The 20,175-nt window shown below is 69.5% G+C and carries 18 protein-coding genes; 8 read left to right on the top strand and 10 right to left on the bottom strand.

The annotated features are described in order from the left end of the window. Positions 1-45: 45 nt before the first annotated feature. From ACLQ2Q_RS19660 to ACLQ2Q_RS19625, 8 genes are all read right to left on the bottom strand, one after another. Positions 46-2,574, bottom strand: coding sequence for an ATP-dependent Clp protease ATP-binding subunit (locus tag ACLQ2Q_RS19660; protein WP_425823067.1), 2,529 nt, complete (start codon positions 2,572-2,574; stop codon positions 46-48). A gap of 315 nt (positions 2,575-2,889) precedes the next feature. Beyond that, positions 2,890-3,621 (bottom strand): hypothetical protein, encoded by a 732-nt coding sequence (locus tag ACLQ2Q_RS19655; RefSeq protein ID WP_425823065.1) that lies wholly within the window; start codon positions 3,619-3,621, stop codon positions 2,890-2,892. Between the two features lie 83 nt (positions 3,622-3,704). Continuing rightward, positions 3,705-4,682 carry a carbohydrate ABC transporter permease gene (locus ACLQ2Q_RS19650; protein WP_425823063.1) on the bottom strand — a complete coding sequence of 326 codons (978 nt, stop codon included), beginning with the start codon at positions 4,680-4,682 and terminating at the stop codon, positions 3,705-3,707. Next, positions 4,682-5,659, bottom strand: coding sequence for a carbohydrate ABC transporter permease (locus ACLQ2Q_RS19645; protein ID WP_425823061.1), 978 nt, complete (start codon positions 5,657-5,659; stop codon positions 4,682-4,684). The genes ACLQ2Q_RS19650 and ACLQ2Q_RS19645 overlap by 1 nt, the downstream gene beginning before the upstream one ends. A 78-nt stretch (positions 5,660-5,737) precedes the next feature. Beyond that, positions 5,738-7,105: an ABC transporter substrate-binding protein gene (locus tag ACLQ2Q_RS19640; RefSeq protein WP_425823059.1), complete on the bottom strand. Its 1,368-nt coding sequence runs from the start codon at positions 7,103-7,105 to the stop codon at positions 5,738-5,740. A gap of 29 nt (positions 7,106-7,134) precedes the next feature. Next, positions 7,135-8,916 carry a glycoside hydrolase family 13 protein gene (locus tag ACLQ2Q_RS19635; protein WP_425823057.1) on the bottom strand — a complete coding sequence of 594 codons (1,782 nt, stop codon included), beginning with the start codon at positions 8,914-8,916 and terminating at the stop codon, positions 7,135-7,137. A 252-nt stretch (positions 8,917-9,168) separates the two neighbouring features. Then, positions 9,169-10,176 (bottom strand): LacI family DNA-binding transcriptional regulator, encoded by a 1,008-nt coding sequence (locus ACLQ2Q_RS19630; protein WP_425823055.1) that lies wholly within the window; start codon positions 10,174-10,176, stop codon positions 9,169-9,171. Positions 10,177-10,260: 84 nt separating this feature from the next. After that, complete coding sequence (locus ACLQ2Q_RS19625) at positions 10,261-12,015, bottom strand: cation:proton antiporter (RefSeq protein WP_425823053.1); 1,755 nt, start codon at positions 12,013-12,015, stop codon at positions 10,261-10,263. A gap of 39 nt (positions 12,016-12,054) precedes the next feature. On the opposite strand from ACLQ2Q_RS19625, the gene ACLQ2Q_RS19620 reads away from it, so the two are divergent. The 3 genes from ACLQ2Q_RS19620 to ACLQ2Q_RS19610 all read left to right on the top strand — a co-directional run bounded on the left by ACLQ2Q_RS19620 (position 12,055) and on the right by ACLQ2Q_RS19610 (position 14,928). After that, on the top strand, positions 12,055-13,410 hold the full coding sequence (locus ACLQ2Q_RS19620; RefSeq protein WP_425823051.1) for a cryptochrome/photolyase family protein: 1,356 nt from the start codon (positions 12,055-12,057) through the stop codon (positions 13,408-13,410). An 80-nt stretch (positions 13,411-13,490) separates the two neighbouring features. Further along, entirely contained in the window at positions 13,491-13,817 is a 327-nt protein-coding gene (locus tag ACLQ2Q_RS19615; RefSeq protein WP_425823049.1) for a TM2 domain-containing protein, read from the top strand. Positions 13,818-13,875: 58 nt separating this feature from the next. Next, positions 13,876-14,928 (top strand): MsnO8 family LLM class oxidoreductase, encoded by a 1,053-nt coding sequence (locus ACLQ2Q_RS19610; protein ID WP_425823047.1) that lies wholly within the window; start codon positions 13,876-13,878, stop codon positions 14,926-14,928. A 269-nt stretch (positions 14,929-15,197) separates the two neighbouring features. Here ACLQ2Q_RS19610 and pheA read toward each other — a convergent pair whose 3' ends face one another. Then, entirely contained in the window at positions 15,198-16,157 is a 960-nt protein-coding gene (pheA, locus tag ACLQ2Q_RS19605) for a prephenate dehydratase (RefSeq protein WP_425823045.1), read from the bottom strand. A 131-nt stretch (positions 16,158-16,288) separates the two neighbouring features. Here pheA and pgm point away from each other — a divergent pair, with 131 nt between their 5' ends. The 3 genes from pgm (at position 16,289) to ACLQ2Q_RS19590 (ending at position 18,828) form a co-directional block, all read left to right on the top strand. Continuing rightward, the gene (gene pgm, locus ACLQ2Q_RS19600) at positions 16,289-17,932 is read left to right on the top strand and encodes a phosphoglucomutase (alpha-D-glucose-1,6-bisphosphate-dependent) (RefSeq protein WP_425823043.1); all 1,644 of its coding nucleotides are present in this window, start codon (positions 16,289-16,291) and stop codon (positions 17,930-17,932) included. Between the two features lie 105 nt (positions 17,933-18,037). Beyond that, a complete protein-coding gene (locus ACLQ2Q_RS19595; RefSeq protein WP_425823041.1) occupies positions 18,038-18,514 on the top strand; it encodes an SRPBCC family protein in 477 nt (158 codons plus the stop codon). Beyond that, complete coding sequence (locus tag ACLQ2Q_RS19590) at positions 18,511-18,828, top strand: ArsR/SmtB family transcription factor (RefSeq protein ID WP_425823039.1); 318 nt, start codon at positions 18,511-18,513, stop codon at positions 18,826-18,828. Before ACLQ2Q_RS19595 ends, ACLQ2Q_RS19590 begins: the two co-directional genes overlap by 4 nt. 52 nt (positions 18,829-18,880) lie before the next feature. On the opposite strand, the gene ACLQ2Q_RS19585 is transcribed toward ACLQ2Q_RS19590, so the two are convergent. Next, positions 18,881-19,231 carry a nuclear transport factor 2 family protein gene (locus ACLQ2Q_RS19585; RefSeq protein WP_425823037.1) on the bottom strand — a complete coding sequence of 117 codons (351 nt, stop codon included), beginning with the start codon at positions 19,229-19,231 and terminating at the stop codon, positions 18,881-18,883. A 64-nt stretch (positions 19,232-19,295) separates the two neighbouring features. Between ACLQ2Q_RS19585 and ACLQ2Q_RS19580 the strand changes: the two genes are divergently transcribed. Together ACLQ2Q_RS19580 and ACLQ2Q_RS19575 are read left to right on the top strand one after the other, a co-directional pair. Next, positions 19,296-19,751: a protein-tyrosine phosphatase family protein gene (locus ACLQ2Q_RS19580; protein ID WP_425823035.1), complete on the top strand. Its 456-nt coding sequence runs from the start codon at positions 19,296-19,298 to the stop codon at positions 19,749-19,751. 121 nt (positions 19,752-19,872) lie between these two features. Further along, complete coding sequence (locus tag ACLQ2Q_RS19575) at positions 19,873-20,112, top strand: DUF3072 domain-containing protein (protein WP_425823033.1); 240 nt, start codon at positions 19,873-19,875, stop codon at positions 20,110-20,112. The last annotated feature ends 63 nt before the right edge of the window (positions 20,113-20,175 follow it).

The raw sequence follows: 20,175 nt of genomic DNA, 5'->3' as shown, positions 1-20,175 counted from the left end.
GTCGCGACATCCGGTCTTCGTTCGTTCAGGCCACGGCCCGCAGTGCTACTCGCCGCTGGCGACCGCGAGGTCGGGCGATGAGCTGATCTCGGCGCCGCTCGTGATGCCGACGGCCACCTTCTGACCACGGGGACCGTTCTCGAAGACGAACTCGCCGTTCACGGCGTCCACGGTGATGTGATCGCCGGAGTTGAGCTCGCCGTGCAGGATCCGCTCCGACAGGCGGTCCTCGACCTCGTGCTGCATCGCGCGGCGCAGGGGCCGAGCGCCGAGAGCCGGGTCGAAGCCGATCTCGATGAGGCGCTCCTTGGCGGGCAGCGTGAGCTCGATCGTCATGTCGCGGTCGAGCAGACGCTCGCCGAGGCGCTTCGTGAACAGGTCGACGATCTGGATCAGCTCGGGCTTGGACAGCTGCGGGAACACGATGATGTCATCGACGCGGTTGAGGAACTCGGGCTTGAAGTGCCGCTTGAGCTCTTCCTGCACCTTGCCCTTCATCCGGTCGTACGACGTCGCGCTGTCGCCCTCGACCTGGAACCCGACCGGGCCGCCCGCGATGTCGCGCGCGCCCAGGTTGGTGGTCATGATGATGACCGTGTTCTTGAAGTCGATCACGCGGCCCTGACCGTCGGTGAGCCGACCCTCTTCGAGGATCTGCAGCAGCGAGTTGAAGATGTCGGGGTGCGCCTTCTCGATCTCGTCGAAGAGCACGACGCTGAACGGCTTGCGGCGCACCTTCTCGGTGAGCTGACCGCCCTCTTCGAACCCGACGAATCCCGGAGGGGCACCGAAGAGCCGCGAGACGGTGTGCTTCTCACCGAACTCCGACATGTCGAGGGAGATCAGCGCGCCCTCGTCGTCGAACAGGAACTCGGCGAGCGCCTTCGCGAGCTCGGTCTTTCCGACACCCGTGGGGCCGGCGAAGATGAACGAGCCGTTGGGACGCTTCGGGTCCTTGAGGCCGGCGCGCTGACGGCGGATCGTCTTGGAGAGGGCCGCGATGGCCTCCTCCTGACCGATGACGCGCTGGTGCAGCGCCTTCTCCATGAAGACGAGCCGGCTGGACTCCTCCTCGGTCAGCTTGAACACGGGGATGCCGGTGGCCTGAGCGAGCACCTCGGCGATCAGGCCCTCGTCCACGACCGCGTGGGTCGCCACGTCGCCGGAGCGCCACTGCTTCTCCAGGCGCAGGCGCTCGGCGAGGAGGCTCTTCTCCTCGTCGCGGAGGGCGGCGGCCTTCTCGAAGTCCTGGTCCTCTGAGGCCTGCTCCTTCTGCTGACGCACGTTCGCGATCTTCTCGTCGAACTCACGGAGCTCCGGCGGGCTCGAGAGGATCGACAGGCGAAGGCGTGCGCCGGCCTCGTCGATCAGGTCGATGGCCTTGTCGGGCAGGAAGCGGTCGCTCACGTACCGGTCGGCGAGGTTGGCGGCGGCGACGATGGCGCCATCCGTGATCTGCACCTTGTGGTGCGCCTCGTACCGGTCACGCAGCCCCTTGAGGATGTTGATCGCGTGGGGCAGGCTCGGCTCGGCGACCTGGATCGGCTGGAAGCGGCGCTCGAGAGCGGCATCCTTCTCGAAGTGCTTGCGGTACTCGTCGAGCGTCGTCGCGCCGATCGTCTGCAGCTCGCCTCGAGCGAGGAGCGGCTTCAGGATGGATGCGGCGTCGATGGCGCCCTCCGCGGCACCCGCACCCACCAGGGTGTGGATCTCGTCGATGAAGACGATGATGTCGCCGCGGGTGCGGATCTCCTTGGTGACCTTCTTCAGGCGCTCCTCGAAGTCACCGCGGTAGCGGGAACCGGCGATCAGCGACCCGAGGTCGAGCGAGTAGAGCTGCTTGTCCTTGAGCGTCTCGGGCACATCGCCCTTGACGATGGCCTGGGCGAGGCCCTCGACCACGGCGGTCTTTCCGACACCAGGCTCACCGATCAGCACGGGGTTGTTCTTGGAGCGACGAGAGAGGATCTGCATGACCCGCTCGATCTCCTTCTCGCGCCCGATCACCGGGTCGAGCTTGTTGTCGCGTGCGGCCTGCGTGAGGTTGCGACCGAACTGGTCGAGCACCTGCGATCCTCCTTGAGCGCCCGCCGTGCTGTCGTGCGCCGCGCCGCTGACGGCGGCCGGCTCCTTGCCCTGGTATCCGGAGAGCAGCTGGATGACCTGCTGGCGGACCTTGTTCAGGTCGGCCCCGAGCTTGACGAGCACCTGTGCGGCGACGCCCTCGCCCTCGCGGATCAGCCCGAGCAGGATGTGCTCGGTGCCGATGTAGTTGTGGCCGAGCTGCAGCGCCTCGCGCAGGGACAGCTCGAGGACCTTCTTGGCGCGCGGCGTGAACGGGATGTGCCCCGTCGGCTGCTGCTGGCCCTGGCCGATGATGTCCTGCACCTGCTCGCGGACGGCATCGAGCGAGATGCCGAGGGACTCGAGCGCCTTTGCGGCGACGCCCTCGCCCTCGTGGATCAGCCCGAGCAGGATGTGCTCGGTGCCGATGTAGTTGTGGTTGAGCATCTTCGCCTCTTCTTGGGCGAGCACAACCACGCGACGGGCACGGTCGGTGAATCTCTCAAACATCGCAAACTCCTCCAGGCGCTCTGCGGGGGCGCCTTGTATCGAGGGTAACGACGGGTGGATGCCGAAATCCCGTTGTTCGCCCTGGGCATAGCGCCAAGCGACGCGTGACGTCTCGGCATCCGGCCCCGTCGCCTGCCTCGTCGTTGGAGGCGGGCTGTTCGGTCGGCTGTGCGGAGCGGTCTGGTCCGGGCTGCGATGCGACGAAGTTCGGAGAATGTCACCGTGCTCGGAGGTTTCCGGTGCAATCGGCCGAGGTTGGCGACATTCTCCGTAGTTCGTGCCGGTGGCAGGGGCGCGCGGGGTCGCGCGCGCGGGCTACTTCTCGCCGAGGATCACCACGCGCGCGCCGGTGAACTCGCCGCCCGTGAGCACGAGCTCGACCCCTGAGTCGGCCTCGAGGCCGGAGACCGTGGCGAGGGTGCCCCGCGGCGCCATGTCCATCGTGCAGACCTGGTCGGCCGGCGGCGTCATGAAGGTCACCGTGACCTCCGCGGGTCCGGTCGGCTCGACGCTCTCGATGACCGGGGCGCAGGTCGAGCTGCCCCACGTCAGGATCACGAAGGAGTCGTCCTCGCCGGTCCAACCGGCGGTCGGGCCGTATTCGTCCGGAGCCTCTCCGACCTCGATGCCGTCGAGCTCGGCGGTGGCGGTGAAGCCGTCGCCCGTCACCTCGACCTTGAGATCCTGCGACGGGTCGACGTCGGCGGGCACGTCCACGAGCGTGACGCGCGGGACGTAGTCCATCGTGCAGGGGGTGTCGGGTTCGGGATCGGCGAGAGTCACGGAGAGGGTGCCGCCATCGGCCACCTCGACGGTGTCGACCGTCGGCACGCAGGTGGAGCTGCCGTAGGAGACGAGGCCGATCATCGTGCCTCCGTTGAGCCAGGCGGCTTCGACCTCGACCTCCTCGCCGGAGGCGGATGCGGAGGAGGAAGGAGCGGATGAGGGGGTGGATCCCGCGGTACTCGGGCCCGATGCGCACGCCGAGAGAAGCGTGACGAGGGCGATGCCGGCAGAGAGGGCGAGGATGCTGCGCTTGGCGGTCATGCGGTCAATCTAGCGCCGCGCGCTCCGGCGAGCGCATCCATTCGGGCACCTTCTCGGGCCCCCGTGATCGAAACGGAATACTGTCACCCTTTGACCGCTCCGCCGAGTCCCGCCGAACGCAGGAAGACGCCCTGGAAGACGAGGAACATGGCGATCGGGATGATGGTGGAGATCGCGAGCGCGGCGAGGAACACATCGAGCTCGGTCTGCGACTGCACCGCCGGCAGGCGCACGGACAGGGGCTGCCAGTTCTTGTCGGGCAGCACGAGCATCGGCCACAGGTAGTCCTTCCACGCGGCGATGACCGCGAAGACCGAGACGACGCCGAGGATCGGCTTGGACATCGGCAGCACGATCGACCAGAACAGTCGAAACGGCCCGGCGCCATCGGTGCGTGCCGCCTCGAAGACCTCGCGGGGCAGGGAGTCGAAGAAGCGCTTGACGAGCAGAATGTTGAAGGCGTTGGCCGCCATCGGCAGCCACACCGCCACCCAGTTGTTCAGCAGCGTCGCGTCATCGGGAAGGAACGGCGGATTGACGATGGTCAGGTACAGCGGCACCAACAGCACGACGGCCGGGATGAACAGGGTCATCAGGATCAGCCCGTTGAGGATGGGCGCGTACCTCGGGCGCAGCACCGAGAGCGCGTAGCCGGCGGTCGTCGCGACGAGCAGCTGGAAGAACCACGCCCCGAGTGCGATGAGCACTGTGTTCGCGAAGTACTTGGAGATCTCGATGTCGTTCCAGGCGACGGAGAGGTTCGCCCAGTCCATGCCGTTCGGCCAGAGCGCGAACGGCTGCGACAGGGTGTCCTGCGTCGGGGTGATGGCCGACTTCGCGAGCCAGAGGATCGGGCCGAGCCCCGCGATCACCAGTCCGACCAGCAGGAACAGGTGCACCAGCGACATGCCGGCGACGGTCCCGGGGCGTCGGCGTTCGGCGGGGGAGACGATGCTGCGGTCGCGTTCGTCGTCGGCGGGCCCGGACGCACCGCGTTGGCGGCGCGCCATCCAGTCGCGCAGCCCCTCCCTCGACGTCGTCTGCGAGATGGTCGTGGTCATCAGGTGCTCCACCGGTTCGTCAGTCGGAAGTAGGCCCACGACAGCGCCGCGAGGAAGATCGCGAGCATCACCGACAGCGCCGTCGCCATGCCGTAGTTGCCGCCGAGGCTGTTGCGGAAGGCGTAGTCGTAGATGAGGAGCAGAACGGTCTTCGTGGCGTTGTTGGGTCCGCCGCCGGTGAAGAGGAACGGCTCGAGGAAGACCTGCGCGGTCGCGATCACCTGCAGGATGAGCATGATGAAGAGGATGCCGCGCAGCTGCGGCAGCGTGACGTGCCAGATCTTCTGCAGGATGCCGGCGCCATCGACCTCCGCGGCGTCATAGAGCTCCGGCGGCACGGCGAGGAGAGCCGCCAGGTAGATGATGATGCTTCCGCCGGCGGCGGCCCACGTCGCCTCGAGCACGAGCGACGGCATAGCGGTGGCAGGGGACTGCAGCCACGGCTGGGCCGGGATGCCGACCCACCCGAGGATCGTGTTGAAGACGCCGTTCGGGTCCGCGCTGTAGAACACCTTCCACAGGAGCACCGCCACGACCGGCGGAACGACGACGGGCAGGTAGGCGAGGGCGCTGTACAGCCCCTTCATCCGCTTGACCTCGCTCATCAGCACCGCCATGAACAGCGGCAGGGGGAAGCCGAGCACGAGCGCGAGCACCGCGAAGTAGACGGTGTTCAGCACCGCCTTGCCGAGGAGGGGATCCTCGAGCACGCGGACGAAATTGCTCAGGCCGACCCACTCGGGAGCGTCGACCAGGTTCGTCTCCTGGAAGCTCATGATCACCGACTGCGCGATCGGCGACCAGCTGAAGAGGCCGAAGACGAACAGCATCGGGAGCAGGAAGAGCAGGTTCGAGAGGCCGCCGCCGCGCACCCACGTCGCGGGGGTCCGTCGCGCCCTCCGCCGCGCGGGGACGGGCGGCGGCGGAATATCGCCGCCCGCCGGAGCGGGGGCCGGTGCCCTGTCGATCACACTCATGAGTCTCTTCCCGGGTGCGGTGGATGCCGCGGCGCGAGGCCGCGGCATCCACCTGCCTTGTTCTCAGCGCGCGTAGGCCTATTCGTCGAGCAGCGCCTGCGCGTCGGCATCCGCCTGCGCGAGGAGGGCGTCGATGTCGGCGTTCTCATCGGTGAGCACCGCTTGCACGATGGGGTCCATCAGGGCGTAGATCTCCTGCGTCTTGCCCTTGGGCTCGCCGACGGGCGTCTGCTCCCAGATGCCCTCCGTGAAGGGCTTCATCTGGTCGACCGGCACGTTGATGTAGTCCTTGATCCAGACCAGGGACTGCTCGTACAGCTCACGGCTCAGCACCGGCAGCAGCGGCGTTCCGACGGCCTGGTCGGACTCGCTGAGCGTCTTGGCGTCCTGCACCGCGGCATCCTCGTCCAGCAGCTTCTGCATGTAGTACCAGTCGATCCAGGCGACGCCGGCGGCCTTGGTCTCATCGTCGATCTTCGGGCTCATCACCGCGATGTCGCCGCCGCCGAGGGTTCCGGCTTCGTCGCCCTCCAGCGGTACGACCGTCATTCCATACACGTCGGGGTCGAGCCCGAAGTCGCGGACGAGAGCGGTGTAGATGTCGGACCCGGATGTGTACATGCCGATGTTGCCCGCGGCGAACTCCTGGTTGATCGTCCCCCAGTCAAGATCCACCTTCGACCCGAACGAGTTGTCCTCCCACTTGAGCGCGTGCAGGAACTCCAGCACGGACTTCGTCGCCGGGTTGTCGATCGTCGACTCGTAGGTGCCGTCGCCGTTGTCGATCTGCGTGCGGCCGCCTCGTGCCGCGGTCTGAGAGGTCAGCTGCCATCCGCCCGTGTTGTTGATGGCCATCTGGGCGTAGCCGGCCTTGCCCGTGGCCTCTGTGATGGCCATGGCCGCCTCCCGCACCTCGTCCCAGGTCTTCGGCGGGCTGTCCGGGTCGAGCCCTGCCTGCTCGAACAGGTCCCGGTTGTAGTGCAGAGCGGCGGCGTAGGCCTGCCGGGGGAACCCGTAGATGTTCCCGTCGGAGTCGGTCACGCCGTCGAGGATGATCGGGTTGAAGCTGTCTGTGTAGCCGAGCTCCTCCATCTCCTCCGTGACGTCCATGAGCTGGCCGTTCTCGACGAGCGTCTTGCTGTCGGTGAACGGCACGGTGAAGACGTCGGGAAGGCTTCCGCCGGCGAGCTGCACGGCGAAGGTCGGCCCCTCCCACTCGTACTCGACACCGACGATGTCGATGTCGGGGTTCTCCTCCTCGAACTGCTTCTCCTGTGCGGCGAACGCCTCGTAGGCCGCCGCATCCGCGCCTGGCGGGAAGGTCGCGACCCGCAGTTCCGTCTTGTCGCTGTCCGAGCCGCTGTCGCCGGCGGAACAGCCGGCGAGTGCGCCGACGGTCGCTGCCACGGCGACACCGGCGAGCAGGACCCTTGCTGGTGACTTCATCGTCTTTCCTTTCATGGTGAGGGACCGCGTCAGCCTCTCGACGCGGCGGGCTCCCTCGAGGGGTGGGTGGTGCGGGATGCAAGCCATGCGGTCGCGTTGCCCGGCAGCCGACCGTCCTGAACGGGGGCGCTGGCGAGCAGCACTTCGTGATCGGCGGGCAGGGCGACGGGGTCCTCCGCGGTGTTCACGAGGCAGGCGAAGCCTTCGCCACGTCGGAAGGCCAGGATGCCGGGGGCGCCGGACACCGCGTCATCCCACCATTCGAGGTCGCCATCGCCCAGTTCCGGCAGTTGCCGCCGCAGTCGAAGGGCCTGCTTATAGAGATGGAGGGTCGAGGCAGGATCGGCCAGCTGCGCCTCGACGGTGAGGGTCGCCCAGAACGCGGGCTGCGGCAACCAGGATCGACTGCCGTCGGGTCCGAACCCGAACGGAGCCGTCTGCCCCGACCACGGCAGCGGCACGCGGCATCCGTCCCGCCCCGGATCGATTCCGCCCGACCGATAGTGCATCGGGTCCTCGATCAGCTGCGGGGGCAGGTCCTCGACCTCCGGGAGGCCGAGCTCGTCGCCCTGGTAGATGTACAGACTGCCCGGCAGGGCGGCGACCAGCAGCGCGGCGGCGCGCGCCCGGTCAAGGCCGAGGCTCGGGTCGGTGGGCACGCCGAACCGCTTCTTCAGGAACGCGAACGCGGTGTCTTCGCGACCGTACCGGGTGACCGGCCGTGTGACGTCGTGGTTGCTCAACACCCATGTGCTCGGCGCGCCGACGGGCGCGTGGGCCGCGAGCGTCGACGTGATCGACGCCCGGAAGGAAGCGGCGTTCCACGGGCGGGCGAGGAAGTCGAAGTTGAACGCCGTGTGCATCTCGTCGGGGCGGAGGTAGGCGGTGAACCGCTCGATGTCCGGTACCCAGATCTCGCCGACGAGCACGCGCGTGCCCGGGTACGAGTCGGCGATGGCGCGCCACGAGCGGTAGACGTCGTGCAGTTCGTCGCGGTCCTCCGTCGGGTGGTCGGGCTTCTCGCCGACCTCGGGAAGATCGGCGTCCTTGATGAGCAGCGCGGCCGAGTCGATGCGCACGCCGGCGACGCCGCGGTCGAACCAGAAGCGCAGGACGTCCTCGTGCTCGCGGCGCACGTCGGGGTGATTCCAGTTCAGGTCGGGCTGCTCCGGCGTGAACATGTGGAGATACCACTCGCCCGGCGATCCGTCGGGTTCCATCGTGCGGGTCCAGGTCTCGCCCTGGAAGCTCGAGACCCAGCGCGTCGGGATCTCGTCGCCGTTCTCCCCCTTGCCGGGGTGAAACCAGAATCGCTCGCGCTCCGCACTCCCCGGTCCGGCGGCGAGAGCCGCCTGGAACCATTCGTGCTGGTCGCTGATGTGGTTGGGAACCACGTCGATGATGGTGCGGATGCCGAGGGCCAGGGCCTCGCGGATGAGCGCCTCTGCCTCATCGAGCGTGCCGAACTGCTCGTGGATGTCGCGGTAGTCGCTAACGTCGTAGCCGCCGTCGGCCATGGGGCTCGGGTACCAGGGGTTGAACCAGATGGCGTCGACGCCGAGGTCCTTCAAATAGGGCAGTCGCGCCCGGACGCCCGCCAGGTCGCCCGTACCGTCGCCGTTGCCGTCGGCGAAGCTGCGCACGTAGACCTGGTAGATCACCGCGGACCGCCACCAGAGCGGATCGTCCTGCGGCGGCGAGACGCTGCCTTCGCGCGGCGTCGTCGCGCCATCGGTCGGCGCGGAGGGGCCGCGTCGGTCGGATGCCGCGCCATAGGCGCGGCCGCTGCGGGTCAGGACGTCGCTGTCCACGGATCTCCAGTGCTCGGGGCTGTGAGATCACAGTAGCTTTATGGTGGGTATGACGCAAGAACGCAACGAACTTAAGCAAATTGCGTGTGCTTGCGTTGCCGGGCATCCGCATGCGCCATCCGCCTCGGCGCGTGTGAGCTGTCTCGCGCGCGATGGCGCGTCGGGTCGGACGGCCCTTGCCGCCCAAGCCGCCGAAGCCGCCGAAGCCGCCGACGCCGTCGAAGCCGTCCGTCAGGCCGTCGAAGCCGTCCGTCAGGCCGGTGCCGGGCCCGTCGACGCCCGCAGCACGAGTTCGGGCTCGAACAGCAGCTCGTCTCCCGCCTCGGTGGTGCCGGCGATCTGAGCGAGGAGGAGGTCGATGACGGTCCTTCCCATCGACTCGATCGGCTGGCGCACCGTCGTGAGCGGCGGCTCGGTGCAGCTCATCAGCGACGAGTCGTCGAAGCCGACGACCGACACGTCGTGCGGCACGCGCAACCCCGCGCGACGCGCGGCGCGGACCGCACCGAGGGCGAGCAGGTCGCTCGCGCAGACGATGGCCGTGGCCCCGGCCGCATAGAGGCGGGTGGCGCCGGCCTGCCCCGATTCCAGCGAGTAGAGACCGCGGATGACGAGGCCCTCGTCGATCGGGGAGCCGAGGGAGTCCAGCAGCCGCTGCGCCGCGGCCAGCTTGCGCTGAGACGGGATGTGATCGAGTGGCCCCATCAGCATGCCGATGCGGCGGTGCCCCAGCTGATGGAGGTGCGACACGGCCTGCTCGGCCGCGGCCGCGTCGTCGGTGGACACCGTGGCGAATGCGATGTCGTCCACGCGCGCGTTCACCAGCACGGTCGGGAGCTTGACCTGCCGGAGGCGCGCGTAGTGGCCGTGCGGGGAATCGCCCTGGCTGTAGTTGCCGCCGAGGAAGATGACCCCGCTCACCTGCTGCTGCAGCAGCAGGTCCACGTAGTCCGACTCCGTGATGCCGCCGGCGTTCTGCGTGCAGAGCAGCGGGGTGTACCCGTTCTGGGCGAGTCCCCCGCCCACGATCTCGGCCAGCGCGGGGAAGATCGGGTTGGTCAGCTCCGGCAGCACGAGACCCACCAGTCGCGCCCGCTCGCCCCGCAGCTTGGTCGGCCGCTCGTACCCCAGTACGTCCAGCGCGGTGAGCACCGCCTGTCGGGTCGCCTCTGACACGCCGGGTTTGTCATTGAGCACCCGGCTCACGGTCGCCTCGCTGACCCCCACCTTGCGCGCCACCTCGGCGAGTCGCTTCGACATGTCGTCAGTGTACGCAAGAACTTGCAAGCGGATGCAAACGGCTGCACTCCGCGTCATGCCGGGGTAGCGACCTGATCCCGGAGCCTACGCGCGGGAGTCGCCTCCCCGCAGCCCACCGCGGGTATCGAGCGCCAGCTCCTCGGCATCCATCGCCACGATCAGCTCGCGCATCACCTCCTCGTTGAGATTGCCCGCGTCGCGTTCCTCGAGGACGACTCGGCGGCGCACCTGCAGCCAGCCCCGCGAGAGCGACGCGAAGTCGGCATAGTTGGGCGCCGGATGCCCCGGATCCGAGTCGCGCGTGGCGCCGAGCTCGGCATCCTGAGCGCGTTCCGAGTCGGTCTCGAGCCGGGTCAGCGAGCGTGCCAGCCGGTCGAAGCGGTCGGAGAAGCCCGCGCCGAAGCGCTCCTCCCATTCCTCCCGCTTGGCGGCGAGGTAGGCGCGACCCTCCTCGTTGGTGCGCGCGCGCACGGCGTCGAGCTCGCGCGCGTCGTCGACCTTCTCGTCGGCGTCGGCGACGGCGAGGCGGCGGATCAGCACGGGCAGCGTCAGCCCCTGCAGCAGCAGGGTGCCGACGGTGACGACGAAGGCGACGAACACGATGGCGTGCGCGGCCGACTCGGGGAAGCCGGGGGCGACGTCGGCGATGGCGGCGGCCGTGGCCAGGGTCACCACTCCGCGCATTCCCGCCCATGAGACCACCACGCGGTCCTGACGCGAGAGCACGGGCTCCATCCGCATCCGGATCTGCCCTTCCGTGGGCACGGGCGCGCCACGGCGCACACGGCGACGGGCGTCGTCGTCGGGCAGGGCGGTCATCCGCGCACGCCAGCGGGCTACGCGCCTGGTCTGCGACCACTGCCCCCACGCGTAGCTCGCGAAGACGAAGACGGGCCGCACCAGCAGCACGACCGCCAGCACGGCGATCGAGAGCAGGATCGTCTGAAGGATGACCGACTCGGATCCCGTCGCGAGTTCGGTGATCACCCCCGGGAGCTGCAGCCCGATCAGGGCGAAGACGAAGCTCTCGAGCAGCAGGTCTATCGAGAGCCACACCGGCCGCTCCTGCTGCCGCGTGGCGTAGCTCGTGCGCGGGGCCTGGTACCCGACATACAGCCCCATCGCGACGACCGCGAGCACACCGGAGCCGCGGAGGTGCTCGGCGATGCCGTAGGCACCGAACGGCACGAGGAGCCCGAAGGTTCCGACGACGACGGGGTCGGCCAGCCGCAGGCGGATCAGGTTCAGCAGCACGCCGAAGAGCAGACCGACTGCGACCCCGACGATCACCGCCAGCAGGAACTGCCCCACCCCTTGGAGGACGGTGACGGTCGCACCCGCGAGGATCGCCGCGAAGACGCGGAACAGCGTCAGCGAGGTGGCGTCGTTGATGAGGCTCTCGCCCGAGATCACCGTCATGATCCGCCGCGGGAGCCCGAGACGACGACCGATGGATGCCGCGGAGACCGCGTCGGGCGGCGCCACGATCGCGCCGAGCAGCAGGGCGCCGGGAAGGGTCAGCGACGGCATGATCACGAATGCGACGGCCCCGACGGCGAGCGCGGTCAGGAGCACGAGCCAGATTCCGAGCCGGCGGATCTGCGGCAGGCTCTGCCGGAAGTTGACGAACGACACGTCGAGCGCGGCGGAGTAGAGCAGCGGCGGGAGCACCAGATTCAGCAGCAGCTCGCCGTCGATCTCGAGGTCGGGGACGGCCGGGATGTATGACACGGCGAGCGCCACCACGGTCACGAGCAGGGGCGCCGGCCATCCCCGCCAGCGAGCCACCGCGGCGACGGCGACCGCTCCGACGAGCACGTAGAAGATCTCGGTGTCCATCGGCCCAGGGTAGCGATGGCCGATGGCAGGATCGAAGCCATGAGTGCCCCGAGCCTCGTGTGGCTGCGCGATGACCTGCGGATCGCCGACAACCCCGCCCTGTCCACCGCCGCGGAGCGCGGCCCGGTGGTCGTGCTTTACGTGCTCGATGAGGCCTCGCCCGGCATCCGCCCCCTTGGCGGGGCGTCGCGCTGGTGGCTGCACGGGTCGCTGGAGGCCCTCGGGGGAGAGCTCGCCGGACGAGGGGTCGCCCTCGTTCTGCGTCGCGGCGAGGCCGGGGCGATCGTGCCGGAGGTCGCCGCGGCCATCGGGGCGAAGGCGGTCTTCTGGAACCGGCGGTACGGCGGCGCGGAGCGCGAGGTCGACACCGCCGTGAAGGCCGAACTGCGGGAGCGCGGGCTGGATGTCGCATCGTTCGCGGCTTCGCTGCTCTTCGAGCCGTGGACGGTGCAGACCGGCTCGGGCACATCCTTCTCCGTCTTCACGCCGTTCTGGAACGCGTGCCGCGCGCTGCCCGAGCCCCGGCATCCGCTGCCGGAGCCGGAGCTCACGGGGGCGCCGGCCGTCCCCGGTGACGCGCTCGAGAACTGGGAGCTGAGGCCGGCACGTCCGGACTGGGCCGGCGGCCTGCGGGAGCTGTGGATCCCCGGCGAGCGCGGCGGACGCGAGCAGCTGAGGGCCTTTCTCACCGACGACCTCGGCGACTACGCCGCGGGGCGAGACACGCTGGCCGACCGGGTGACCTCTCGCCTGTCGCCGCACCTGCGCTGGGGCGAGGTGAGCCCGTACCAGGCATGGCATGCCGTCGCGGCATCCGGTGCCGACGGCGACAGCGTGAGCCGCTTCTTGAGCGAACTCGGATGGCGTGAGTTCGCCGCGCACGTGCTGTACCACTTCCCCGATCTCGCGACGCGCAATTGGCGCCGGCAGTTCGACGCGTTCCCGTGGCGGCCGGCCGACGAGACGGCGCTGCGGGCGTGGCAGCAGGGACGCACCGGAATCCCGGTCGTCGACGCCGGGATGCACGAGCTCTGGACCACGGGGACGATGCACAACCGCGTGCGCATGATCACGGCATCCTTCCTCACGAAGAACCTGCTTCTGGACTGGCGGCTCGGCGAGCAGTGGTTCTGGGACACCCTCGTGGATGCCGACGGCGCGAGCAACCCGTTCAACTGGCAGTGGGTGGCCGGATCGGGCGCGGATGCCGCTCCGTACTTCCGCATCTTCAATCCCGAGGTGCAGGCGAAGAAGTTCGACCCGGACGGTGCCTACGTGAAGCGGTGGGCGCCGGAGCACCTGAGCGGTGAGGCCCCGGATCCGATCGTCGACCTGGCGGCGTCGCGCAAGGCGGCGCTCGCCGCGTACGAGGTGGTCCGGCGGGCAGGGGCCTGAATCCGGGGGCCAGCCCCCGTGCGGCGTGGAAGGTGCGTTCTTAGGCTCGGAGGACACCCGAACCCGATGACAGGATCGCCATGTCGCAGCAAGCCCCCGCCTACCAGCCCGCCGTCCCGCAGCCGCACGCCGTCCCTCAGCCCTTCGCCGTGCCTCAGCCCTACGCCGTGCCGGGAGCCGAACAGGTCAGCCCGAAGTCGTGGCTGGCGACCCTGCTGCTGTCGATCTTCCTCGGGGAGCTCGGCATCGACCGGTTCTACCTCGGCAAGGTCGGCACCGGCATCCTGAAGCTTCTCACCCTCGGCGGGTTCGGCATCTGGTGGCTCATCGATGTGATCCTCGTCATCGCCGGCGCCATGCGCGACAAGCGCGGGCTGCTCGTCGCCTACACGCCGCGGCTGCCGTAGACGCGGGAGCCGCTCGAGCTGGGAATACCCGGAGGCTCGGTCGCGGTTGCCCTCAGCGATGACCTCTGCACCAGCGCCCGCCCTGTCCGTCCTCGACCTCGTGCCGGTGCGCACGGCGCAGACCAGCGCGCAGGCGGTCGCCGCTTCGCTGGCCGTCGCGGAGCGCGCCGACGCTCTGGGCTACCGGCGGTACTGGTTCGCCGAGCACCACAACATGCCGGCGGTGGCGTCGACGACTCCCCCGGTGCTGATCGCGGCCGCTGCCGCCCGCACCCGCCGCATCCGGGTCGGCTCCGGCGGAGTCATGCTCCCGAACCACTCCCCCCTCGTCGTGGCCGAGCAGTTCGCCGCGCTGGAGGCGCTCGCCCCGGGCCGCATCGACCTCGGCATCGGGCGCGCCCCGGGCAGCGACCCGGTGATCACGCAGCTGCTCCGGATGTCGGGCACCACCTCGGATGTGGAGCGGTTCCCGTCGCACATCAGCGACATCCTCGGGCTGGTCTCGCCCGACGGCGCCACCGTGCGGTTCTCGAGCGGCGGCGAGTACAGCGTGCACGCCACCCCATCGGCCGACGGGGCACCCGAAGTGTGGCTGCTGGGCTCGAGCGACTACTCGGCGCAGCTCGCGGCATCCATGGGTCTGCCCTACGTCTTCGCGAACCACTTCTCCGGCGAGGGCCTCGAGCGCGCGCTCGAGCTGTATCGCAGCGGGTTCCGCCCGAGCGAGCAGCTGCTCGAGCCGCGCACGTTCCTGACGATCAACGCGGTCGCGGCGCCGACCGCAGAGGAGGCCGAGGCCCGCGCCGTACCGCAGCTGCGGATGATGGCGCGCCTGCGCACCAACAAGCCGCTGACCGCGCTCGAGACCGTCGAGGAGGCGCGGGCGGCGATGGCGGCCGAGGGCGATGCGCTCGCGGAATCGATCATGCAGTCCGCGCGCAGCCGGTGGCTCGTGGGCACGGGTCCGGACGTTCAGGCGCAGGTGGCGGACTTCGCCGCCGCGCACGGCGTGGACGAGGTCATGGTCTCGCCGGTCGCCGGCTCGTTCGACGGTGAGCCGATGGATGCCTCGCCGGGCCGCCTGCAGACCCTCGAACTGCTCGTCGCCTGAGACGCGCTTCGCGCTTCGCGCTGGCCTTCCGCGCTTCGCGCGGCCCTTCTCGCCGCGCGCTGCAGTTCTCCCCGCGCGCTGCACTTCTCGCCGCGCGCTGCAGTTCTCGACCGACCCCTTCGCTGCGGGCTGCAGTTCTTGCCGCGCGCTGCGTCAATTCGCGGCGCCCGTGCAGCGAAGTGCAGCGCGAGCGCTGGCCAGGCCGCGGAGCGCAGCTCTTACGGCTGCGCGCACGCTTCGGGCTGCGCGCAGAACTCGCGCGCGCGGCTTCAGGCCTCGGGCTCGCCGCTGAGCAGGCCGCGCAGCCAGTCCCGCGCCTCGACGAAGACGTCGTCGGAGTAGCGCTCCGGGTACCGCACGACGGCCCGGTCCGCGCGCGGGTACGAGCCGAGGAACACGACCTTCGGGCTGAACCGGCGAAGCCCGAGCAGGGCATCCGCCATCCGTTCGTCCTCGATGTGCCCGTCGGCGTCGATGACGAACCGGTACCGGCCGAGCTCGTCGCCGATCGGCCGCGAGGCCAGCAGGCTGAGGTTGATGCCACGGGTCGCGAACTGCTCCAGCAGCTCGAGCAGGGCGCCGGGGTGGTCCTCCGGCAGCTCGACGATGAGCGACGTCTTGTCGGCGCCGGTCGGCGCCGGTGGGGGCGCCGTCCGGCTGACCAGTACGAACCGCGTCACGGCCTTGGGGTTGTCCCCGATCTCGGTCGCGAGCACGGCGAGGTCATGGTGCTCGGTGATCGACGGCGGTGCGATCGCGGCATCCGCGTTGTTCGTCCCGTCGAGCAGGCCCGTCGCGCTCGCGACGTTGCTCGCCGCGGGAATGTGCGCGTGCTCGGGCAGCGTGGAGGTGAGCCACTGCAGGCACTGCGCGTAAGCGACCGGATGCGCCGCGATCAGCGTCACATCCGAGAGGGCGGTGCCGGGTCGGGCCACGAGCACGAAGTTGACCGGCACGAGGTACTCCCCGACGATCCGCAGCCCGGGAATCGTGGCAAGCGCGTCCTGCGTCGTGGAGACCCCGCCGTCCACCGAGTTCTCGATCGCGATCATGGCGGCGTCGCTGCGTCCCTGGATGACGTCGCCGAGCGCCTCGCCGACGTTGAAGACCGGCCGCCAGTCGTGGCCGCGCGCCTCCGGCACCTGAGCGAGGGCGGCCTCCGTGAACGTGCCGGCGGGTCCGAGGAAGCTGTACGTGCGGCGTGCGGGAATCTCGGGCTCACTCGTCACGCGCTTCAGCCTATCGCCGCGGAATCCGCTCGCCGTCCGTCCCCGGGTCCGCCCGCGCCGGGCGCCTACCACTCCGGCGAGAGTTGACGCCACCCTGTGCCCGAGCCGCTTCGCACTGTAAGACTGGAGGCATGAGCTCTCGTGCCGGACAGGTAGCAGAACCACAGGACCTCATCGATATCGATGAGCTGATCAACGCCTACTACGACAGAAAGCCGGATGCCGCGGTCGCCGAGCAGCGCGTCGCCTTCGGCACGAGCGGCCACCGAGGGTCGTCGCTCTCCACCAGCTTCAACGAAGATCACATCCTGGCGACCACCCAGGCGATCGTCGACTACAGGGCGGCGCAGGGCATCAGCGGTCCGCTGTTCCTGGGCCGCGACACCCACGGGCTGTCGCTGCCGGCCGAGCGCACCGCAATCGAGGTGCTCGTCGCCAACGGCGTGGACGTGCGCGTCGACTCCCGGGATTCCTGGGTGCCGACGCCCGCGCTGAGTCACGCGATCCTGACGTACAACAAGGGCCGGGCACTGGATGACGTCGGCCGGGCGGACGGCATCGTGGTCACACCGAGCCACAACCCGCCGCGAGACGGCGGCTTCAAGTACAACCCGCCGAACGGCGGACCCGCCGACACCGACGCGACCGGATGGGTGGCCGACCGCGCGAACGAGCTGATCGCGGCCGGGCTCGGGGGCGTGAAGCGCGTGCGCTACGCCGACATCGACGGCGACACCCTCGGCGACTACGACTTCCGCGACGCCTACGTGCGCGACCTCGGCAGCATCATCGACGTCGAGGCGATCAAGAAGGCGGGAGTGCGCATCGGTGCCGACCCGCTGGGAGGCGCATCCGTCGAATACTGGGCCCTCATCGCCGAGGTCTACGGCCTCGACCTGACCGTCGTGAACCCCGACGTCGATCCGACGTGGAGGTTCATGACGCTCGACTGGGACGAGAAGATCCGGATGGATCCGTCGTCACCGAGCGCGATGGCCTCGCTGGTCGCACGACGGAGCGAATACGACATCCTGACGGGCAACGATGCGGATGCCGATCGCCACGGCATCGTGACACCCGATGCCGGGCTGATGAACCCCAACCACTACCTCGCCGTGGCCATCGAGTACCTGTTCTCGCACCGCCCCGGCTGGTCGCCGGATGCCGCGGTCGGCAAGACCCTCGTCTCGTCGATGATCATCGACCGCGTGGCGGAGGGCCTCGGTCGCCGGCTGCTCGAGGTGCCGGTGGGCTTCAAGTGGTTCGTCCCTGGCCTGCTCGACGGCTCCGTCGCCTTCGGCGGCGAGGAGTCCGCCGGAGCGTCGTTCCTCCGCACCGACGGCACCGTCTGGACGACCGACAAGGACGGCATCCTCCTGTGCCTGCTTGCCGCCGAGATCCTCGCGGTCACAGGGAAGACCCCGTCGCAGCTGTACGCCGATCTCGAAGCCCGGTTCGGGTCGTCCGCGTACCAGCGGGTCGACGCACCGGCGAGCCCGGCGCAGAAGGCCCAGCTCGCCAAGCTGGCCCCCGAAGCCGTCACCGCCACGGAACTCGCCGGCGAGCCGATCATCGCGAAGCTCTCGCACGCGCCGGGCAACGGTGCCGCGATCGGCGGGCTCAAGGTGCAGACCGAGCACGCCTGGTTCGCGGCGCGGCCGAGCGGCACCGAGGACGTCTACAAGCTCTACGGTGAGTCCCTGCGGGGCGAGGCGCACCTGCGGGAGGTGCAGGAGGAGGCGCGCGCGGTGGTCAGCGCGGCGCTGGGCGGCTAGGTTCCCCTCCACCGGCCCGCCGTGATGCAACCTGTGGGTTGCAGTCTTGTTCTTCTTGTGCAACTATTTAGTTGCAGTTAGTTTCCCGACCTGAGGAGAACAATCATGAGCATGACAGTCAATCCGTCGACCATCGACCAGAGCGGCTTCACCGTGCGGCGCACCATCAAGATCGCCGCGCCGGTCGAGGCCGTGTGGTCCGCCGTCACCGAACCGGCGCACATCTCGAAGTGGTTCGGCGTCGCCGTCCTCGACGGCGCCGGAGTCGGAGCCACGGGGACCCTGACGTTCCCCGACTACGGCGCGGTTCCGCTGCGCATCGAGGCGATCGACGCTCCGCGCTCGATCTCGTACCGCTGGGGGAACGACGACGCCCTCGGAAACCTCGCAGAGGAGGTCGACCCCGAGCACTCGACCGTGTTCACCTTCACGCTCGAGGCGGTCCCGGACGGCACCCGGCTCACCGTCGTGGAGACCGGCTTCGAGACCACGTCCGACCCGTCCGCCAACCTCGAGAGCCACCGCGAGGGCTGGAACTCCGAACTCGACAAGCTGGTCGCCCTGCTCGAGGGCGCCGCGTGACGACGGGCACCCTCGTGCCGGTGTTCGCCGCGCTCGGCGACGAGACGCGGTGGAGCATCCTGGCGGCACTCGGTGAGGGCGACGCGTCCGCGTCGGCCCTCGCCGGGCGCCTCCCGGTCAGCCGTCAGGCGATCGCCAAACACCTCGCCGTGCTGCAGGAGGCGGGGCTCGTCGAGCCGGTCCGTGTCGGGCGCGAAGTGCAGTACCGGGTGCTCGGATCGCAGCTGAGCGCCACAGCGCGTCGGCTCGACGCCATCGGCGCCGAGTGGGACCGCCGGCTCTCCGTCATCCGGGAGATCGCCGAGGGCCTCTAGCCCTGCCGACGACTCGGCGCGGGGCTCCGCGCCGGCCCCGGGCGCCGCTCGGTCAGCTCTGGGGGTCCACCGCGCCGCCGAAGTACACCTCGACGGACTTCACCTTGCCGTCCGCGACTTCGGAGGCCTCCGCGTTGCGCCATCGAACCCCGTCGACGCGGTACTCGTAGCGGTGCAGCACCACCCCGTCGACGTCTGCGATCTGCAGGGTCTGCGACGGCGCATCGAAGTGAGAGGCGGTGGGGAAGCACCGCTCGAGCCACGTCGCCTTATCGAGGTGATCGTCCTGGGGACTCGTGAACACGAAGTCGTCGGCCAGGAGCTCCTCGGCCCTGGGGCGGTCCTGTTCGCGGAACGCCGTCATCAGGGCGAGCACCACGTCGACGCTGTTCTGATCTGACATGACCAAAGGCTATTCAGCGTCCCCCCGCCGCACAACGACGGGGGCGCCGCGTAGCATCTCGAGCGTGACGAACTGGGAACCGGGAGTCGGCGTGGTCGAGCTGCCTGACGGCCGGCTCGTGCGCGGGCGCGGCCTCCATGCACATCCGGCGAGCGACTTCCAGACTCCCGAGTTCGGGGTGTACCTGCTGGGCCGGACCGTCCATCCGGGCCCGTGGGAGCATCGATTCGTGCGATGGCCGGATTTCGGCGTCCCTCTGTCGACCCCGCATGCCATGCGCGCACTCTGCGAAGCCTACGATCGGGCGGCGGAGGAGCGCGTGGAGCTCGGCTGCGCGGGCGGCACGGGCCGCACGGGTGCGGGGCTCGCCGTGCTCGCGGCGCTGGCAGGCGTCGAGCCGGATCGGGCCGTTGCATGGGTGCGGGAGCACTACCGCGCCCGAGCGGTCGAAACCCCGTGGCAGGAGCGCTGGGTGGTGCGGGCGGCGGAGCGGGCCATCGAGCGCCGCTCCGCCGGCTGAGGCGGCGCGCCCTCCGCGGGCTGAGGCGGAGCGCCTTCGGTGGGCTCTGATGACCTGACACCTCGCCGCCCCTCTGTCAACCCCGACCGGGGTGTCGGTCTGGCGGACTATCGTCGAACACATGTCCGAATCGAACAACTCCGGCGAGGTCCTCGGTGCGACCGAGCCCACAGACAACCCCGCAGCCAAGGACCCGTCGCAGTGGGTCACCGGTGATGAGCCGATGACAGCGGCGCAGCGCAGCTACCTCGACACTCTGGCACGCGAGGCGGGCGAGGAGATCTCGGCCGACCTGACAAAGGCCGAGGCATCCGAGCACATCGAGCGCCTGCAGGAGAAGACCGGCAGATCTCAGCGCTGAGCAAACCGATCCGCGCGCTCGAGCGCCACTCAGGTCCAGCTCCTGCCAGGAACCGACCCGATG

This window comes from Microbacterium sp. DT81.1, from assembly GCF_049844955.1.
Classification (GTDB): domain Bacteria; phylum Actinomycetota; class Actinomycetes; order Actinomycetales; family Microbacteriaceae; genus Microbacterium.
This window is presented reverse-complemented; position numbering and strand designations above follow the sequence as displayed.

Coding starts and splice junctions, on each gene's coding strand:
- ACLQ2Q_RS19660 (WP_425823067.1), bottom strand. CDS start 2,574: ATGTTTGAGAGATTCACCGACCGTGCCCGTCGCGTGGTTGTGCTCGCC.
- ACLQ2Q_RS19595 (WP_425823041.1), top strand. CDS start 18,038: ATGAGCATGACAGTCAATCCGTCGACCATCGACCAGAGCGGCTTCACC.
- pgm (WP_425823043.1), top strand. CDS start 16,289: ATGAGCTCTCGTGCCGGACAGGTAGCAGAACCACAGGACCTCATCGAT.
- ACLQ2Q_RS19630 (WP_425823055.1), bottom strand. CDS start 10,176: ATGTCGAAGCGACTCGCCGAGGTGGCGCGCAAGGTGGGGGTCAGCGAG.
- ACLQ2Q_RS19585 (WP_425823037.1), bottom strand. CDS start 19,231: ATGTCAGATCAGAACAGCGTCGACGTGGTGCTCGCCCTGATGACGGCG.
- ACLQ2Q_RS19575 (WP_425823033.1), top strand. CDS start 19,873: ATGTCCGAATCGAACAACTCCGGCGAGGTCCTCGGTGCGACCGAGCCC.
- ACLQ2Q_RS19610 (WP_425823047.1), top strand. CDS start 13,876: ATGACCTCTGCACCAGCGCCCGCCCTGTCCGTCCTCGACCTCGTGCCG.
- ACLQ2Q_RS19625 (WP_425823053.1), bottom strand. CDS start 12,015: ATGGACACCGAGATCTTCTACGTGCTCGTCGGAGCGGTCGCCGTCGCC.
- ACLQ2Q_RS19615 (WP_425823049.1), top strand. CDS start 13,491: ATGTCGCAGCAAGCCCCCGCCTACCAGCCCGCCGTCCCGCAGCCGCAC.
- ACLQ2Q_RS19655 (WP_425823065.1), bottom strand. CDS start 3,621: ATGACCGCCAAGCGCAGCATCCTCGCCCTCTCTGCCGGCATCGCCCTC.
- ACLQ2Q_RS19620 (WP_425823051.1), top strand. CDS start 12,055: ATGAGTGCCCCGAGCCTCGTGTGGCTGCGCGATGACCTGCGGATCGCC.
- ACLQ2Q_RS19650 (WP_425823063.1), bottom strand. CDS start 4,682: ATGACCACGACCATCTCGCAGACGACGTCGAGGGAGGGGCTGCGCGAC.
- ACLQ2Q_RS19640 (WP_425823059.1), bottom strand. CDS start 7,105: ATGAAGTCACCAGCAAGGGTCCTGCTCGCCGGTGTCGCCGTGGCAGCG.
- ACLQ2Q_RS19645 (WP_425823061.1), bottom strand. CDS start 5,659: ATGAGTGTGATCGACAGGGCACCGGCCCCCGCTCCGGCGGGCGGCGAT.